The sequence below is a fragment of the Butyricimonas sp. DFI.6.44 genome, assembly GCF_022132345.1.
GTDB lineage: Bacteria > Bacteroidota > Bacteroidia > Bacteroidales > Marinifilaceae > Butyricimonas > Butyricimonas muris.
Window position 1 is genome coordinate 24,886 of sequence record NZ_JAKNJD010000003.1, and the last position, 19,920, is coordinate 44,805.

The 19,920-nt window shown below is 39.5% G+C and carries 13 protein-coding genes; all 13 read right to left on the reverse strand.

Annotated elements, in window-relative coordinates:
- Positions 1-2: 2 nt before the first annotated feature.
- The 13 genes from L0M98_RS05310 to uvrC all read right to left on the reverse strand — a co-directional run bounded on the left by L0M98_RS05310 (position 3) and on the right by uvrC (position 19,918).
- Positions 3-1,580, reverse strand: coding sequence for a RagB/SusD family nutrient uptake outer membrane protein (locus L0M98_RS05310; RefSeq protein ID WP_227217608.1), 1,578 nt, complete (start codon positions 1,578-1,580; stop codon positions 3-5).
- A 12-nt stretch (positions 1,581-1,592) separates the two neighbouring features.
- Positions 1,593-5,225 carry a SusC/RagA family TonB-linked outer membrane protein gene (locus tag L0M98_RS05315; protein WP_227217606.1) on the reverse strand — a complete coding sequence of 1,211 codons (3,633 nt, stop codon included), beginning with the start codon at positions 5,223-5,225 and terminating at the stop codon, positions 1,593-1,595.
- A 314-nt stretch (positions 5,226-5,539) separates the two neighbouring features.
- Positions 5,540-6,949, reverse strand: a complete 1,410-nt coding sequence (locus L0M98_RS05320) for a hypothetical protein (protein WP_227217604.1) — start codon at positions 6,947-6,949, stop codon at positions 5,540-5,542.
- A 286-nt stretch (positions 6,950-7,235) separates the two neighbouring features.
- The gene (locus tag L0M98_RS05325; RefSeq protein WP_227217602.1) at positions 7,236-9,620 is read right to left on the reverse strand and encodes a S9 family peptidase; all 2,385 of its coding nucleotides are present in this window, start codon (positions 9,618-9,620) and stop codon (positions 7,236-7,238) included.
- A gap of 5 nt (positions 9,621-9,625) precedes the next feature.
- A complete protein-coding gene (locus L0M98_RS05330; RefSeq protein WP_227217600.1) occupies positions 9,626-9,877 on the reverse strand; it encodes a TlpA family protein disulfide reductase in 252 nt (83 codons plus the stop codon).
- A 1,209-nt stretch (positions 9,878-11,086) separates the two neighbouring features.
- A complete protein-coding gene (locus L0M98_RS05335) occupies positions 11,087-11,458 on the reverse strand; it encodes a hypothetical protein (RefSeq protein ID WP_227217597.1) in 372 nt (123 codons plus the stop codon).
- A 111-nt stretch (positions 11,459-11,569) separates the two neighbouring features.
- Positions 11,570-12,484 (reverse strand): IS1595 family transposase, encoded by a 915-nt coding sequence (locus L0M98_RS05340; RefSeq protein WP_227217595.1) that lies wholly within the window; start codon positions 12,482-12,484, stop codon positions 11,570-11,572.
- A gap of 50 nt (positions 12,485-12,534) precedes the next feature.
- A complete protein-coding gene (locus L0M98_RS05345; protein WP_227217593.1) occupies positions 12,535-13,269 on the reverse strand; it encodes a thioredoxin-like domain-containing protein in 735 nt (244 codons plus the stop codon).
- A gap of 10 nt (positions 13,270-13,279) precedes the next feature.
- A complete protein-coding gene (locus tag L0M98_RS05350) occupies positions 13,280-14,713 on the reverse strand; it encodes a TlpA family protein disulfide reductase (RefSeq protein ID WP_227217591.1) in 1,434 nt (477 codons plus the stop codon).
- Positions 14,714-14,771: 58 nt separating this feature from the next.
- Positions 14,772-15,926, reverse strand: a complete 1,155-nt coding sequence (locus tag L0M98_RS05355; RefSeq protein WP_227217589.1) for a TlpA family protein disulfide reductase — start codon at positions 15,924-15,926, stop codon at positions 14,772-14,774.
- Between the two features lie 211 nt (positions 15,927-16,137).
- Positions 16,138-17,295, reverse strand: coding sequence for a FecR family protein (locus L0M98_RS05360; protein ID WP_227217587.1), 1,158 nt, complete (start codon positions 17,293-17,295; stop codon positions 16,138-16,140).
- A gap of 116 nt (positions 17,296-17,411) precedes the next feature.
- Positions 17,412-17,969, reverse strand: coding sequence for an RNA polymerase sigma factor (locus L0M98_RS05365; protein ID WP_141560916.1), 558 nt, complete (start codon positions 17,967-17,969; stop codon positions 17,412-17,414).
- Between the two features lie 146 nt (positions 17,970-18,115).
- A complete protein-coding gene (uvrC, locus tag L0M98_RS05370; RefSeq protein ID WP_227217585.1) occupies positions 18,116-19,918 on the reverse strand; it encodes an excinuclease ABC subunit UvrC in 1,803 nt (600 codons plus the stop codon).
- Between the last annotated feature and the right edge of the window lie 2 nt (positions 19,919-19,920).

Below are 19,920 nucleotides of genomic sequence, written 5' to 3' on the forward strand. Positions count from 1 at the left end.
TCCTAATTCCCTTGTAATATACAATCTTCTCTGTTATTATTCACGATAGCTCCTTCGGTTTGTTCTATTTCTACCGCGGGTATAGGCAACACCCAACCTCCGTCCGGGTATTCCGGAAGGACGTAATATCCGCTATACAATCCGGGTGTATTATTACCCCCGTAAGCATAATCATAAACTTTGTGATTAATCTTTTTCAACTCCGGGTAATTCGGACAAACGGCATAGCGACGCAAATCGAACCAACGGTGTCCCTCGAAACATAATTCACGACGACGCTCTTTCCGAATCAAATCAATCAAATCTCTTCCGGTTGCTGTAATCGGTTGCAAATTATTAACCCGTTTATCCATCAATTTCTTCAAAGTTTCCCGTGCAAGTCCTTCTTGATTAGTCATAGCTAAAGCCTCTGCCAGATTCAAATATACTTCAGAGAAACGAATAACAAAATTATCGGATACAAACGAAAATTCCTCATTCACCTCATCAGCTTTTGTCTTACGGGGAATATAGTAATTCACGTTCGGGGCTTCTTCCTTAAAGAGTGTAAATCTCTTCCGACAGTCATTTGCTACATTCTCAACTACGCCATGTTCATCAAATAACTGAACTAACTCATCCGAAACCCGAAACCCGGACAAACCATCTGATTTGTTTTTTACCAACGGGAAAACCCTATTCACACAATGAGTTCCTTGCGTGAAAATTATTTCCGGAGAATTTACATCTATCCATGAAGTATCCTTGGCAGACGCTTTCGTTAAATCCTTTAAATTGTATTTTTTATTCGCCAACACGGCATTACATAAATCCGGTACCAAATCCCACTTTCCCATGTAACAATACACGCGCCCTAAAAAAGCTTGTGCCGCAGCTAGAGTTGCCCGCCGAACGGAAGTGGGTTGAAACCCTTCCAAATAGTGAATCGCTTGCTCCAAATCCTTTACAATTTGATGATACACGCTATCTATCGGGGCACGCGTATAATTTTTATCTTCCACGTATGGGGTCAACTTAATCGGAACCCCCAAATCCCGTGATGCCGTTACGGGATCATAAGGCTTGGCAAACAAGTTCACTAAATAAAAATAATAAGAAGCACGCAGGAAATAACATTGTCCTTTCACCGCATTACGGTCAGCTTCCGTGTCTTGTGTAAACTCCTCCACTTTGTCCAAAATCACGTTCAGCACGGCAATATGCTCATACAACCGTCCCCACGTCTTATCACTGTATAACTTCCCGTCAATATTGAAAGGATCTCCTTGCCAAATATAAAATCCGTTCAATTCTGTCAACGGGGAAGTTTTAGAAAACTTTCCTCTAACGAACGACTCCACATCATCATCCATCACAAGCAACCAAGGAAAATACGGACTTGTCTTTTTATCAACATTCAATGTAGTTTTAGTCCTCCCAAATACTCCGTGAGTCATATACCCGTTACCCACCAACAACTCGTTCAAATCCTTACAAGTAGTGGCATACGCATTATCCTGCGAATGTTCCTCCAAAAAGTCATCACACCCGGAAAATATTCCCAAAAGGAACATACAAACTAAAATAATATATCTTTTCATACGCTTCAAGTTTTAAAATGCGACATTCACGCTAACCGAATAAGTCGGCTGAACACCCACGTTAATTTTATCTGCTGAGCCGGATTGGGATGTCGGATCCTGCCCTTTCAATTCTTTTGCACTCCAAGTGAACAAATTCGTTCCCGACAAGGACACGTAAAGTGAACTGACTCCCATTCTTTTACATATATTATCATCAAAAACGTAACGCAAACTGATACTCTGCAATTTCAAATAATTACCACTCACGACCCGAACATCGGCATAATTGTACATCTCCCAAATATTGCTCCCGAAAGTATACGTTTCGTCCTTCCACCACGGACTAAGAGTTTTCACGTATTCATCCTTTTTCAATAATCCCGGTATATTCGTGTATTTTTCGTCCCCGGGCACTTGCCAACGGTCAACCATTTCTCTTCGCAAATTCTGTATGGGTGATACTGCCATAGTAGTATTTTCCGGGTTGTACAATTTCAGTAACCGAATCTTAGAACCGATACTGTAAGCCAAATTAAAATTCAACACAAAACCGTTCCACGAGAACGTGTTCAATATACCTCCTTGCAAATAAGGTACGCGGCAACCGGAATATTTCATCACAGTTGTAAACACTTTCGAATTTGGCATATCGGCATATTGTTCGAAATATTCTTCCCCTACGCGAGCGAAATTAGGACGACCATCATTAGCGTCTAAGCCTGCAAACTCGTATGAATAGAACGAGTTTAAGGGTTTCCCGGAGATATGGGCATTTCCGTTCAAATAATCCTTGTAAGTGTAATCATCATGTAATGGATCATATTTATCCGTCTCTATCACTTTGTTTATCAATTTATTCACCACCTGTCCCAACTGCGGATCGATTTTCCAAGAAAATCCTTTACGATTTCCCCCCACTGCCGTGTTAATCGGGTTTATATTCAACGATACTTCGAGTCCTTGGTTCTCCACGGTTCCTTCATTCACGGCATAGGAAGCAACTCCATTCACCTGAGATACCTTTTTGGTCAGGAATGCATCCGTAGTCTTTTTATAATAATAAGAGAACGTTCCGTTCAACTTATTATTGAATAACGAGAAATCGACACTGGCATTAAAATTACCCGTCTTCTCCCATGCCAAATCCGGATTCGGGAAAGTTTTGATCGTCGAACCATATTCCTGAAATGCCTGATTCATTCCTCCCTTGACTACAATCAGATCAGGAGTCTGCGTCGGGTGCATCGTCCCTTGGTACCCGAAAGAAGCTTTCAACGAGAGATTATTTACCCAATACACACCCGCCAACACATCTTCCTTCATGTTCCAACGTCCCGAAACCGACCAAACCGGTAAAAATTTATCCCTCGACCGGTCTCCGAATGCATTGGAATAATCCACGCGCATATTAGCATTAAAAATATAACGATTCTGGTAACTGTAATTCAACGAACTGTAATATGAAAAACGGTTGGTCAGATTGTCTTTCAACACGCCCAATGCTTGATTGTTCTCTGTCAACCATTTCGCGTACGCACTATACTTCGTGTGATCGATATTCCCGATCTGCAATCCCCGTTCGGGAACATAGCAACGGAAAGTCTTTTGCAACCCGGTATAATTGGAAGAAGCTATTTCCATTCCTGCCATGAATGTCAACATATGATCTTGGGGTTCATCCAAAAACAAATGATAAGACCCCTGAAGGCGTGCCATCCAATTCTCGTTCCTCGTCCCGTTTTTCCGCAATTCTCCCCCATATGGAGCCTCCGTGGATGTCTGTATACTGGGTGAATTAAATTTATCATCTTTACCGAACTCACTACCATCATCATAAGCATAATCTTTATCCGCAAGTCCCTTGATATAAGCCGTCTTCTCCCCGAAATACACGTCATTGTCCGTGTTTGATATCGTGTACGAGAATGTACCGCTCAACTTCAAATTATCCAATATATTATAATTCAAACTAGATGAGAAAGAAAGTGAATTTTTCTTAATTTTCTCGTAAGAATTATCCCGCTCATTCAAAATATTATACCAAACTTTAGTCCCGGAATACGTTTGCGGATAATAATAAAGCGAACCGTCTTCATTATAAACGGGAACAGCCCGGCTCGCATTATACGCGAAATCCATCACCCCCACGCTCGAAGGTGTATGGTTCTGCTCTTGAACGTTCCCGGACAATTTAAATTGAGCGTTAAACCGCGGATAAGTAATCGTAACATTCGTGTTCGCCGTGTAACGGTCGCTATCCTCTTTCCGGAGAACTCCATTCTGGCGATTATAGCCGACAGAAGCGTAATATTTCGCATGCTGCGACCCCCCGGAAAAAGATAGCGTGTGAGAATGCGAAAAAGCATCCCGGCAAAGAGTGTCGAACCAATCTGTATCCAACGTCTCGTAATAATCCACCAAACGGTTATATTCATCATAATCAATCAATCCATTCCGGAAATTCTCGTAAGCCTGCTCGTATCCCAACCACACGGCATCCGCAGGATATTCAAATTTTTTCTCTAAAATCTCTCGTGAATAAGCCACCCTCTCTGCCGAATTCATCACGTTCACCGAACGATCCGAGTAACGAGGACGGCGGGCTAATGTTCCTGAAAAACTGTATCTCACGCTCGGTGCACCGACTTTACCCTGTTTCGTGGTAATCACGATTACGCCATTAGCCGCCCGCGTTCCGTACAATGCCGTTGCCGAAGCATCTTTCAACACGTCGATCTGTTCGATGTCTTCCGGATTCAAGCCTGAAATAGCGTTACCCAACAGATTCACGAAGTCCAAATCATTCAATTGTGAAGGGTCCACGTTCACCGGGTCTTCTTGGATAATTCCGTCGATTACCCACAAAGGTTCCTGAGAGCCCAACACGGTAGAAGTTCCCCGAATACGCAAACGAGGGGCAGCACCTACCTGCCCCGAATTCTGCATAAACGTCATTCCCGGCACACGTCCCTCCAGCATCATGTCCAAAGTACTCATACCCGGGGTCATAATATCATCCATCTTCAATGTTGTTACTGCACTCGTCAACTCCCGCTTGTCTATCTTCTGGTACCCTTGATTCACGATTACCACTTCTTCCAACTCTTGGGACTCATCCTCCATGATTACCTTCATCATCTGCTGTCCCGTATACTTCACCTCTTTTCTCTTTTTACCAATAAACGTAAAACACAACACAACATCATCGCCGTCCGGGATCACTATCGTGAACTTCCCGTGCACATCGGTTGTCACCCCTTTCGTGGTCCCTTTTACCACAACCGATACTCCGGGTAACGTATCCTTATGAGCCGTTCCCAACACCACACCGGTCACTGTCCTCTTGTTCACCTGTTGCATCAGTGTCATACGCTTCAAAATGATCAACTCATCTTCAATCGTGTACATCAAGTTTGTACCTTTCAATACAATATCCAGAATTTCACGAATAGTCTTATCATGAACATTCATCGAAATCCCGTTTATCTTCTCCACGTCTGTCGCAGAATAGATAAAAGAGAAACCGGACTTTTGTTTCAACAAATCCATCACTTCAATCAAAGTTTTATCCTTGATATCCAAGTTCAATTTCATTTCCTGAGCGGATACGTTCGCCCAAAGCGAACCTGCCGACATCATTAAAAAAACAATTACCAATTTCATTGTTCTCACCAATTTAGAAAGCCCCGGGTCCCCCCGGAACAAAGAACGTAAATCCCCTTTTCCCATAAAATCTGTATCCTCTTAATTAAACATTAATTTTTTCCTCACGCGAATTTTGTTTTCTATATCCAAAACGTACACGACAGATTTTATGGGTACATAAAACTAAACTATTTAAGGGAGAAATGCAATTTCTTTCTCTATAAAATCAAACATCTGTTAATATTATTACACCAAAACATTATAAAAGCCGAGTTTTTTAACCCGGCTTTTACACTAAAACACTAAATAACTACTTTCAGTCAATATAATTTCTATTCCTCCTCTACTCCATGCCAAACACCATATCTCGTTGCAATATCATGAGTATACGTTGTGATACCTGTTAGAAAGTTATATTTTCCTATAACGTTAAACACATTCCGAAGAGGAGCTTCAAAAGGACCTTTTATAGATGTTGGCACATGCGGGTAAGCCATGCCATTTTTCCCAATAAAGCGAAAACGAAGCTCATGAACTGTCGTCCCGCTAGATTTTTGTAATAGACTCATATGATTTACTATTGGCAAAACAAAATCTGCCACGTAAATATCTCCCTCTTTTTCAAAGGTTACGGCTTCAACATACACTCCATAGGCATCCCATCCCGACTCGTAATTTTCATCTTTATCCAACGTATCGTCAAATTTTCCATTTACATATGTACGCCACGGATCATCAAACATAACCACCCCGGCCAACTCTAAATCGGCAGGTATGGCAAACTTGCATTGAACTTTTATGGTATCTTCCTCAAACGTTGCGCCTTCCTTGGAGCGAATATCCACACTCTTGATATCAACCTCAAAAGGTTTGTAAGAATAATTATCATTAAATATCTGTATACCATTCAAATATCTGATATCCCATATCATCAGCCGTACTTTATCAGGCGTCCCGGCAACATAAGGCGCTGAAGAAGTACTTGGGGTTCCCGAATAATCAACATAATTGTATTGAGGCAAATATTTATTTCCTCCTGTCGTAGTATATTTTGCTGCCAATAAAGCCCTAAAAGGAGAATCCGCCCCCGTATCACTTTCTTCTAAAAACAACGATTGAGCGAACACTTTCAACACATTCCCCAAATCATCCAAAAAAGTGGCACGAGCACGAGCTGATGCAAAATATTTAATATTCCATTTCGTGTCATCCACGCCACAAAACGCCATTCCCTCATTCGCACTCGGATAATAGTGTTTTATGAAACTTCCCTCGTATTTCGGCATATATATCAAATAATGGTCACTCTGCTTGGAATCCGGATTCTGCTTAAAATAATTTAGTACTTCTTGAGCCATCTCCTTCATATTCGTTTCTTGCATATCCAAATGCTTTTTATTGCTCTTGATATAATGCACCCTTACAAACTCTGGATTCACATCATTCAATTCCAACCCAAACTTTTTATCCACCCGATAACGCATAAAATTCTCGTAAAAGTAATTTTGAATATGCAATGTAACTCCCGACAAACGATAATGCCAATCTTCAACTTCCGGAACATCCGACGGAATATAATACACCACATTCAAATTATACTGTTTTTCAGGAGTATATGTTTCCCCGGGAGGAACTATTTCCTTCTCTTTCTCTGAACCGTCTTCTTTATACACATCCGTACAAGACGCAACAATAATGGACAAAAACATCCACAATAACAAGCCTGCATTTTTCCTCATCATACTATAAGTTTATATCTTCAAATATATTCTAGTTTCTCTAGAAACGAATTGCCGGCAAAAATCGGGTACAACAAATTTTCTTTTTTAAACCACCACTCAATAATTATTTAGTAACCGGAAAAAATCTTTTCTATAAAGATACTTATTTTATACATACTTCATAATCCATATCTCCCTTTTTAACATGAAAAAATCACTGTACTCGATTTCAATATTCCGGAAAAAATAAAAGCGTCCGGGAAATCCCGAACGCTTTTAAAAATACACAGATACTATTTAAACAAAACTAATTACTTCCTAAACGCATGTATTCGTCGATCTCTGTAAATTGATCTGTGGAATAATCGCCTAATAGATGCTTCGCAAAATGGAACCATATTTTTCGTTTGAAAAAATCCAAAGACACTCCCCGATAACCGTGATTTTGACCGGGTAAAATTAGCATATCGAAATTCTTACCGGCCTTGATTAACGCATCCGCCATTCGGAAAGTGTTGGCAGGATGCACATTATTGTCGGCATCCCCGGCCACGAGCAATAAATGCCCTTTCAGGTTCTTTGCCAACTCGATATTGGTCGGGATATTGGGTTTCTCGAATTTTACATTTTCAATCGTACTCTTCGTGGAATCTTTCACATCCTCCGGGGCTTTTGCTTTTTTCTTGGTCACAGGCTTGGTAGCTCTTGCCTCTTTTATCCCGTGGTGTGTTTCTCCCCACCAAATGTTATAGATATTATTATCATGATTCCCGGCAGAAGATACAGCTGCCGTGTAGAAATCCGGATAGGTGCAGATTGCCGCCGTGGACATAAAGCCTCCCCCGGAATGACCGAATATTCCTACCCTTGACTTATCAATAAACGGGTAACGATCTGCCAGTTGTTCTATCCCGTACTTGTCATCAGCCAACGGGTAATCCCGCAGGTTGCCGTATCCGTAGGTGTGGTACCATCTGTCACGCAAAGGGCTTCCTCCCCGGTGTCCGAACGTAACCACGATAAAACCCACTTGTGCCAAAGCCGCATTATTAAATCCCGTTGAAACACTAAATTCCAAAGGAACTCCTTCAGTTTGCGGTCCCGGATACACGTAAGATATGATAGGGTACGTCTTCGTGGAATCGAAATCCGCCGGTTTCCACATGTAACCGAATAGGTCCGTTGAACCGTCTGCCGCTTTTACGGAGAAAGGTTCAGGCATACGCCAACCCGTTTCGTAAAGCCGGGACAAATCGGGAGATGCCAGTTCTACAACAACTTTCCCGTCCGTGTTTCTTATCACGCTCCGAGGTTCCAAATCAGCACGGGAATAATTGTCCACGAAATATTTCCCGCCAAATAAAAAGTTCGTTTTGTGCGTTGCCTGTTCCGGTGTCAATATTTTCACCCCTCCTTTCCCGTCAAAACGAACTTTATTCAGGCGAGCATAATAAGGACTCTCACCCTCTTTATCTTGCCCGTAAGCCTCAAAATAAATGGTTTGTCCCGTAGTATCTATCCGAACAATTTTCCCGGATGTCCAACCACCGGAAGTAACAGCATTCTTCAGGTTTCCCTCTCCGTCATACCGGTACCAATGCCCGTGCCCCGTGCGTTCCGACCACCAAAGAATTTCCTCCCCGTCTTTCAATACATGGAATTTAAATAGCTGATCATTAAAATAAGGTTCACATACTTCGTTAATCAACACTTTCACTTCTCCTGTTTCCGGGATTACCCGACACAACTCCATCTCATCACAAGTCCTTTTCTTGCGCGTGAAATAAAGCCTTTTAGCGGGGCGTCCGACACTGTACACGAATAATTTTTGATCTTTCCATTTTTCCACATCTAATTTCACTTCTTTTTTAGCGGAAATATCAAACAAGTGTAATTCATCCTGTTGCACGTGTTCATCCCCCGGCATGGCAAATTTGTATTTTTGCAACGTCGGACGTCCCGTGCCTAAAGTATTTACCAAGTAAAGCTCCTCCATTTTTCTTTTGTCCTCACGCTCCGCGTAAAAGAATCTTGAATCACCGAACCAAGTAATATCCGGAATCACCTTTTTCGTGGAATCCGCCGTCTTGGGTGCGTAAGAATAACCTGTACGCCCGTCCGTTGTCAATTGTGTTTCCACGGAATCTTTCAGCGAAAATAAATACAGATTATGATTCTTGGCATATACCGTGTAATTGCTATCCGGGGAAAGTTTACCGTCGTATTTTATCGTCTTAGCCGGCTTCACCGGTGTTTTCGGATTTTTCTTTGTCGTGTCGGGAATCACTCGTTCCAAAGCGTTCGTCCGAAGATCGTATTTAAATCTTACTCCCTCTGAAGTAAATTGCAAAACCTTCCCTTTCTCTTCCAAAGAAAAACCCGATAATTTAATATCCTTGTAATTAACAGGTTTGTGCGTCACCCGGCTAATCTCACCCGCTAACTCTTTGCGGTTGAACAATTCACGATTCAGTCCGGCTTTAGGGTCCACGAAATAATAATGTATCCCGTCTTTCGTTTCATATTTGTACCAGAATTTATCCGTCCCCTTCAAAACATTAGGTAACACACTTGTAGAACCGACCAAAGATTCTAAATTCAAAAAACGCTCCGCTTGTTTATAATTCGCCTTTTGCCCAACCCCGGAAAGGGAAAATAAACAAAGCAATATCCATAAAAAATACCTTACCATTATCTTTATTTCTTCTTGTACTCCTTGATTATTTCTTCAATTATTTCCGCCGTCAATTCATGTCCTTTCAGAAGAGGGTAGCCTTCCCAACGTACGATGCCTTCCGGATCAACCAGAATAGCATGAGGGACAGCCGTTATCCCCAAGGCTTTATGCAATACTTTCTTGGTATCGATAGCACTGTAATACTCGATCACAGGCTCTTTCATCGCTCTCACTTGTTCTTCTTTCTGACCGCACATCCCAATGACCACCAAATCTTTTTTGGTATTTATATACGTAATTCAACTTCAAATTTAATATTATAAAATGAATATCCCGATAGTGATACAAATACAATCAAAAAAGTAAGTAAAATTATTACAGCAATGATAAGTATTTGTATATTTGCATCTAGCTAAATTTAGCAATTAGTATGTGAGTATAAACATTAAAAGATAATGCCTATGTAGAAAATCGCCAAGACTAGAAAAAAATTATCAAGATATATTTAGCGTGTCCTTAACCTAAAATCGCCAATTTTATTGCACGGGACGCGGTGACCTCCATTTTGTGGGTTACTGTCCTCGTGCAAGGGTGTTTGGCGATACCTAGGTTTTGGGATGGTGACCCACGCTTCATATATATATGTGTGTTAGGAGTCATCCAATATTTAATCTTTTTAATCATATCATTATGGAAGCTAGAAAACTTCAATTAAAATACCTTATAGTTGGTATCGGGTTATTAGCACTCTTTTTGTTCGTGAATTATATTCTTGTTGTAGTACAACCGTTATGGATTTATAACTATATACCATATGAATTACTATGGATATATAAATATGCAGGTACATTACTAAGCCTAATATTACGTGTTGTTGTCGTGTACATAAGCATGCATATATGCGAACGTATTGACTGTGGAATATTTTGGATTATATTGATAGGTCTAATAGCAATATTGATACCCGGATTAGCACTGATAATACAATATTTTTTGAAGCCGTCAGCAAGAATATTGGCAGAAGAAAGTAAATCAAAAGTACAATAAAAAGGGGAGTAATCTCCCCTTTATTTCTTCCTCTTTTTAGGTTTACATTCAAGCATCCTCCTTAAAATAGGGTCTATCTCCGTGGTCTTATTGGGATTTTTGGGGATGACCTTCTTGGGTGGTTTCTTTGGTGTATTTGTTGATTTTGTCGGCATTACTTGTAATGTTTATTCTAATGTAAAGGTAGCAAATTATTTGATTCTAAGAAATAAGCGTTTAAATTCATCTCTACTTAATCCTAATGTTCTGTTATTTGTTATTATAACATATTCTTTAATAGGATTTTTAGAAGTAGGAAATGTTATACGTCTTCTAAAACCATTTTTATACCAATGTTCATGGTCTCCTTCTGTACCAATATATTCAAATCCCAACAGAGTCAATATTTTCCTATATTTGCTTAGCGTAATATTAGATAATTTAAAAGTATTCATCTAAGCGGCAGATAAATTATAAGTTTCGTATTTTATTTGATAGTTCTCATTTTCTAATATATCTCTATAAATATCATTATTTTCCTTCATCCATTTTCGTTTAGGAGGTATATATTTACCATCAATAATTTCCCATCCATTTGCTTTTAAATCTTCTTCAAGTGTACCTTTGTCTGTGCAAAATTTTATGTGAGATACAAATATGCTATTAAATTCTGTTAAAGCATCTGTTTGGGTGTCTCCACATGAAATCAAATTAAAAGAAGGACTGTAAACAAAAAATGTTCCTTCTTTTTCAAAGACGAGGACCTCTACTTTTACATTATATGTCCCCTTTGAGGTATTTATTGTTGTTCCATAAAGTGATGCCATAATCAACCATATTATTATACATACAAATATAGTACATATAATGATTATATGTAAGTAAAATTCTGATAAAAACATAACTAAATTTTTAATTTACTGAATTTAAATGTGTTACTAGGCTACAAGTTCTTTATATGTAGTCCTGTGATTTGAATTAAGTAAGAAGTAATTAAACACCTCGTGAGGTTTAAGGTGTCTACTATTATACCTGAACGTGTACTCGTCCATGTATTTTTGCATGTGCTTTTTGCTGATGAAGTGATAAACTCCTATAACCCCTCTTTTTATTATACTCCAAAATCCTTCTACGGTATTAGTGTAAACGTCACCGTTGACGTAATTCCCTTTACCGTGGTCTACAAAATCGGTGATATATATATCCCTAATCTTGCTATAACCGTCCCATTCATCGGAATAAATCGTGGCGTTAGTGTTCACGGTATTAAGAACGGCAGGTGTTAGGCTTTGCCGTGACGTGTTCTCGATAACTCTAGTCACGGCTTTACCCCCTCTCTCTATCATACCTATAACGGGAGTTTTGTCCTTGAAAGACCTACCTTGACATTTAGGTACTTTTTTATCCCAATGCCTGTTCTTGTTTTTGCCACCAATAAATGTTTCGTCAACCTCGACCACGTTATTCAATTCACTATCATTCTCGACGGAAAGACAAAGCCGGATTCTTTGAAGCATGTACCAAGCGGTTTTCTGTGTTACCCCTAAATCCCTAGCCAATTGGCAAGAAGGTACACCTTTTTTGTGAGTTAATACCATCCATGCCGCGATGAACCAAGTTTGTAGGGGTAATTTAGACGCTTCAAACATCGTACCGGTTTTGACGTTAAAGAATTTCCCGGTGTTCTTGCACTTGTACATGTGATTTTTACACTTGTAAACCGTTGAATCGGGGTCGTAAGGTGACACGACTCCATCACGCCACCTTATGTATTCGAGATACTCGATACAGGATTCCTCTGTTGGGAACTCTTTTATCAAATCTCCGATTGACTTAAATTTAAAGTGTAACATAAACGGTATCCTTTTATACAAATGTAATAAAAATTGGGGATACAGAAAAATTATTTTGGTAGATTATTGTATATAGTCACCTCTTTTTTAAATTTCTTACTGAACTCATTTAAATCCGGAATCCCTTTCCGACAAGGAGCACAAGAAGGTCCCCAAAAATCAATCAACAAGAATTTACCTTTCATTTTCGGCTCTTTGGTCAACCATTTTTCAACCACTAATTCGGGAGCTTTTTGATTCAAGAAAGATTTTGCCCACATCTTTTTTTCTACCTTATCCTCATTCCCGTATTTCTTCATAATATCTTCAATCACCTCCGCCGTCAACTTAACCCCTCCCAAAGGATAACCTTCCCAACGTACTATACCTTGAGGATCTATCAGTATCACGTGTGGAATCCCTGTAATTTCCAATTCTTTACTCATTCTCTTTTCCGTATCCACCGCACTATAATAATCAATAACAGGTTCTTTCATGGCTTTCACTTTCTCCGCTTTCTCATAAGAAATCCCGATCACCACCAACTTATCTTTAAACCGCTCACTGAACTTGTTCAAATGAGATATCGCTTTTTTACACGGGCCACACGTCGTTGCCCAAAAATCAATCAAAACAAATTTTCCTTTTGTATCCGGTCGATCCGTAATCCATTCTTCGACAACTAATTCCGGAGCCTTTTGATTGATAATCGATTTGGCATACAACCAAACTTTGTCTTGTTTTTGTTGTGAAAAAACAGGAAAAACAGACCACATGGCTATAAATAATAATACAACTCTTTTCATATATTCTTTTTTAATTCTTTAATTCATTTTCCAATACTTCCCGCATCTTTTCACGTCCCATAAAACCTCTGAAAGAATGTTTTATATTCCCTTCTCTATCCACGATTAAATAATGGGGCAACCCTCCCATCTTAAACTGCTCATCTATCAAATAGCGGTAAGTTTCATTCGTCACCCGGTAATGGTCGCCACTCATGTCCGGTATCATTTTCAACCAACGCTCTTCCGGTGAAGCCTTCGCCCCGGTAATAAACAAAAACTTAACCCCTTTTTTCTCAAATTCTTGTTTCACTTCCTCCATTTCATTCATCGCTTTCAAACAAGATTTACAGTACACGTACCAGAAATCAACAAATACCACTTCTCCCCGGTAACCCGTCATGATACTGTCAAACACCTGTTCTTTCGGTACATTCGGAACCTTTCCGATCTTGTATCCCGGTTTTGCCAGATGTTCCGCCCATGCCTTATTTCCTTTCTCGTAGATATCGGTAAATAACTCTTTCACGTAAGGTGAAGCCGTTTGCATCAATGCCAGATGTTCCTTTCTTAAAGGCAGATCATTATTTACACGCGAATGGCAAACATGAGCTTTTTGTAAATCCAGTAAATAGCCTCCTTTATTTTCCAAAAAAGCCTGCAACTGTTCTTCCTTTCTAAAGTACGACAACATCTTGTTAATCGAATGATCAGGCAGAAGCATCAAATCATAACCGGCATCCGCAAAAATTGGCTGCAATATATTAAAGCAGGAGTATTTTGTATAAGGCAGATCTCTCGAATCTTTTGCTCCTTGATACGCCTTCTCAAAATTCGGATTCATCGAATAAATATCTTCTGCGCAATCCAACAACGCTTCCAATTGAGCATAGCGGAACCAACCTTCACCTTGTTTTTTCTTTTGCTTTGATAACTCTTTTAATCGACTATCATACAATTCTTTGCAATAAAGAATGTATTCATTTTCCGTCATTCCTTTGATTTTTTCCAAATCTACCGGATAACTACGGTTACGCTCACCTCGACAAAGCAAATATTGATTCAATTCCGAATAATCCCCTTCAAATTCTCCCCTTGTTTCCTTTGTATTCACGTAAAGCCTTGCATTCTCCCCCGGATTCAGGACAATCTCTAATTCCCCATCCATACACGCTAAAGAAAGATTCAACAACAAAGAACCGTGTTGCTCGAATTTTATCAGAGCTTTCCCGTTTTCATCCAGTGCAAATTCTCGTTTACCGGGCAGAAATCCACCCCATGACAAATATCCTTCCTTCTTCATTCCGGGTTCATAATCCTGCACTTGAACTTCTAAACAAGTCCGAGCACTTTTCAATACCGGGGACTGCCATTCCCGAACTTTCATTTTTTCAGTCTTCTGCGCATACCCGCTTCCCAAAAGACACAATATCGCTACAACGACAAGAATAACTTTACGCTTCATTTTCATGCGATTAAAAAAGGTTGTCCAAAAATTATCCCGGACAACCTCCAAAAAACAGCTACTTGTACTTACTAATAATTTCTTTAATTTTTGCAGTCGTCAAATCTATGCAAAGACCTTCCCAACGAACGATTCCTTTCGGATCAATCAATTGGACGTATGACAACACGTGCAAATCCATAGTCTTCCATATTTCCCCTTGCGGGTCACTCGCCAAATTGTACTCGATTTTAGGCTCGATTTCCAGTAATCGCTTAACGCCATCTTTGGCACAACCAATCACCACTAAATCATCGGCAAATTCCTTACTCCATTTGTTTAACTTCGGGATCGCTTTCCGGCAGGGACCACAGTGAAAACTGAAGAAATCCCGCAAAACAAACTTGCCTTTCGTTTTCGGTTCTTTCGGGTACCATTCCTTTATATTCCAATCCGGAGCTTTCTCTCCTAAAAACGGTTTTGCCATATTCCGGTCAACCCCTCCATTCTCGTAATCATACTTTTTTAACAAATTCTCGATCACTTCGGCAGTTAGTTCATATCCTTTCGTTAGCGGATTTCCTTCCCAACGTACAATACCTCTTGTATCCAATAATATAGCATGCGGATAACCTTTTATCTCGAATTTACTTATATATTCTTTTTTCGTGTCGATAGCACTATAATACTCGATAACAGGTGTTTTCATCGCCCGTACATGTTCTTCCTTATTAAGAGAAACTCCGATTACCACCAAATCATCTTTGAACTTCTTGCTGAACTCGTTCAAATCGGGAATACTTTGCTTGCAAGGAGCGCAAGAAGGTCCCCAAAAATCTATCAACACGAATTTCCCTTCCGTGTTCGGTACATCCGTCAACCATTTTTCAACTTTCAATTCCGGGGCTTGACGATTCAAATAAGATTTTGCCCAAAGTGTTTTTTCACCATTGCTCTCCATCAATCGTCCCTGAACTTGATTCGAGGTCGTTACTGTCCCCTTTTTTTGTTGAGCATCGGCTGATTTATTAGTTACCTGCACGTTTCCATTACCCAACATCTTGAATAAATTCTGCAAATCCTCCGCACTCTTGACCTCCATTTTAATAGTCTTGCGAACGGTACCGTCACTCGTGACACTATCCTTCACTTCCGTTTTTGTTTCCTGTGCCTGACCGTTATAAAACATACCTGATAACGCGAACACTGCTAGAAAAATCTTCGTTCTTTTCATACATCCCTTTTTTAAAATTTACCCGAACTTACAAGTAAAAACTCTTATTCTTATTCATTCGTTCCGGCATTAAAATTACTGTTTAACGCAAAACGAACAAACTTTCAAAACAGGGTACAAAGAAGATACATTTTAACAAATTCTTAATAAAACGAGGCTGACCATTTCTAGCCAGCCTCGTGACTCTATACAGTCAATACCATTTTGATTCTTATTTCACGGTCGAAACATTAATCACGTTTCCTTTGATTTCGAATTTAACTTGTTCTGTCTTTTCGAACTTATCCAACAATTCATTCATATCACTATACCGGTCAATATTCGCGTAGAAGCGTAAGTTTTTGGCGTCTTCACTCGTGTAGAAGACATAAACATCATACCATTTGCTCAATCGGGTCAGAATATCTTCCAAACGTTGGTTCCGGATATTCAATTTTCCGTTTTTCCAATCCACGAATTCATCCACGTTTACCTCTCTCTGTACTATCGTGTTATTTTTCTTATCCAACACAGCTTGGTGACTCGGTTCCAGAATACAGGATTCATTGCCTGCCGATACTTTCACTTTACCTTTGACGAGAGTGGTTTCAACAAACTCTTCATCCTCGTAATCCCTAACGTTGAATGATGTTCCCAATACTTCTATTTTCTGGTTTTTCATTTCCACGACAAACGGATGTTCCGGATCATGAGCCACGTCAAAATAGATTTCACCGGATGCCTTCACCACTCGTTTATCTCCGGAGAATGTCACCGGGTATTCAATCTCCGAGAGAGCTCCCAAATACACCTTTGTCCCGTCCGAAAGTGTTATCCCGTATTCTCCCCCTCTCGGAGTCGTTACTTTGTTGAAAACTTCCTCTTGGATCAAAGTATCCTGTTTTTTCTCGTAACTCAATACAGAGCCTGTATTAACGATTTTAGCCGAAGCATCTTCCATCTCGTTGGAAAGATTTTCCAGCTCAACACATATTCCATTGGATAACTGCAAAATAGCTTTATTTCCTCCCGCCGGAATGGTTGCCATTTGGGTAGGGGCAACAGTTTTCTCGTCACGCCCTAAAGTAAATACCAGAACGCCGATCAACAAACAAGCCGCCACACCTGAAACAGACCAATAAAAAAGATTGCGCCTTTTTCCCGGTTTCTTTTTCTCCAGACGATTGGAAAACTTCTTCCAAGAAACATTCGCGTCCTTATCGGTAATCTCCTTCACAAACCCGTTTTTCTGATAAAACCTTTCTATCTTGTGAAAATAATCTTTATTCTCTCTATTTGCCGTGTACCATTCTCCAAAGCGACTTTCTTCTTCCGGAGAAAGTCCCCCTTCTAATTTGCGTTCTATGATATCCCACTCTATCTGTTTCATAATTCACCTCCTCTTAAATCTACATAAATTCAATTTCACATAGCTCTTCTGATATTGAAAACGAACTCATATTTATTTCCGGGTACAGCAAAATGATTTTTTTTTCCATAAAATGACTATTTGAATATCATATACAAAAATAACAGCAAAAATGCCAAGTGAGTCTTGATATATTTATATGCTCTTTTTATATGCGTGTGTACGGTTCCCTCCGCTATATTCAAACGTTCCGCCACTTCTTTGTACTTCAACCCTTCGACGACACTCAATTCCAATACCTGCCGTTGCATATCGGGTAATTCCGCCAAAAGTTTTTTCACCTTTCTTTCCCGCTCCGATTCTTCTTCCCCGTACGGAAAATATACCATGGCTTCGGATTCAACAAGATGCTTTTGATATTTATCTATAATATTCAATTTACGATGATGATCCACGCATAAATTTCTCACCGAGGTAAACAGGTAACGTTCCAGTGGAATATTTTCCGGCATACTTTTCCCTTTATTCCACAATCCCATGAAAACTTCCTGAACAACATCATCGGCAAGCGCTTCATCCATTAAAAAATTTCGGGCAAAAAGATACAGACGTTTATACATAAACTTGTATAAACCTTCAAAATGCTCGGAATAATCCTCATTCAGCCATTCTACTGTATACAATTCGTCACTCATAGATAAAATCACACACTCGTATAATAAACATGCATAGTTTATTGAATATTTTCCGTTCGATGTAACAGACAAATATAGAGATTATATTTTACTTCCAAAATAATCGTTTAAAAAACCTATTCTATTTGTACTCGAATCCAATATCTTTATTCATCGGATTTATGGAAATAATCATACACGATTTTTGCTTTAGCTGCCCCGATAACAGTTGCCAGTTCTTTCTGTGAAGCGGATTGAATCGCATTTACCGTTTTAAAATTCTGTAATAAAGATATTTCCGTCTTTTCTCCTATACCTTTTATTTCACTCAAGACACTAACCGTTTGTTTCTTTTCGCGCAATTTACGATGGAATGTGATACCGAAGCGATGGGCTTCATCCCGAATATGCATCAAAGTCTTTAAAGAAATAGATGTTTTCGCCAATAAATAAGGATCTTTATCGCCCGGGTAATAGATTTCCTCCATTTGCTTTGCCAAACCGATTATCGGTACTCGTTCCACCAAATCCAGTTTTCGTAAAGTGGCAACAGCAGAGCTTAATTGTCCTTTTCCACCATCCACGACTATCAAATCGGGAAGTTCTCCCCCCTCTTCCAAAACCCGATGATAGCGACGATACAATATTTCCTCCATGGAAGCAAAGTCATTTGCCCCGATAACAGTTTTCACGTGGAAATGTCTATATTCCCGTTTCGCCGGTTTCCCGTCTATGAAGACAACACAGGAAGCTACCGGAGTGGTTCCCTGTATATTCGAGTTATCGAAACATTCCATGCGATGCGGTAAACGAGGCAATTTCAACTCGTTTTTTATCGTGTTCAACAAGTCCAATTTGGTATCTTGACGACGTAATCCTCTCTGCCGCTCACGATCCATTTTAAAGAATTTCACGTTCCGTTCCGATAAGTCCAGCAATTGTTTTTTCTCTCCTCGCTGGGGAATAGCGTAATTCAGCCCTTGCATAAGCAAATCAGGATAAAAGGGAACCAGAATTTCTTTGGAACGACTATTCACGAGCTGGCGGATTTCAAAAATTCCAAATGATAGAAGTGATTCTTTCGATTCATCTAGTTTTTTCTCTAATTCTATTGTATGTACTTGGTTTACAGCTCCATGAACAATACGCAAATAATTCACGTACGCGTATTTTTCGTCTTCCAGATAAGAGAAAACGTCTATGTCATTCATGGAAGCACTAACAATAGTGGATTTAGTCTGATGTGATTTCAGTGCTTCTATGGCTTCCTTCATTTCTTGAGCTTTCTCGAATTGAAGCGAAATGGTATATTCCTTCATCTTTTGCATCATGAAGTCAATGACAGAAGAGATATTACCTTTCAATATATTTCGAATTTGGGTAATATTTTCCATGTATTCCTCTTCGGTCACGTACCCCACGCATGGACCCAAACAATTTCCTATATGATATTCAAGACAAACTTTATATTTTCCACCATATATTACTGATTTATTGAGATTTAAATTACATGTACGCAATTTATAAAGACTTTTTATCAAGGAAATCAGTGTACCGGCGTATCTGGCAGATGTAAAAGGACCAAAATACTCCGAACCGTTCCGGATAAACTTACGTGTGGTAAATACACGGGGAAAAGCCTCTTTCGTGATACATATCCAAGGGTAAGTTTTATCGTCTTTCAGTAGGATGTTATATCGAGGCTTATATTTCTTGATTAAGTTATTTTCCAGTAACAAAGCATCTTCTTCCGTATTAACGACAATATACTTTAAGTCACGTATCTTTCTGACCAGAACCATGGTCTTCGAAGATTGATTATTCTTTACAAAATAGGATGAAACTCTATTCTTTAGATTTTTAGCCTTACCTATATAAATAATAACTCCATTTGCATCAAAAAATTGATACACCCCGGGAGTCGTAGGTAATTTACTAACTTTCTCTTTCAATCCTAATTCATCAGTCATAT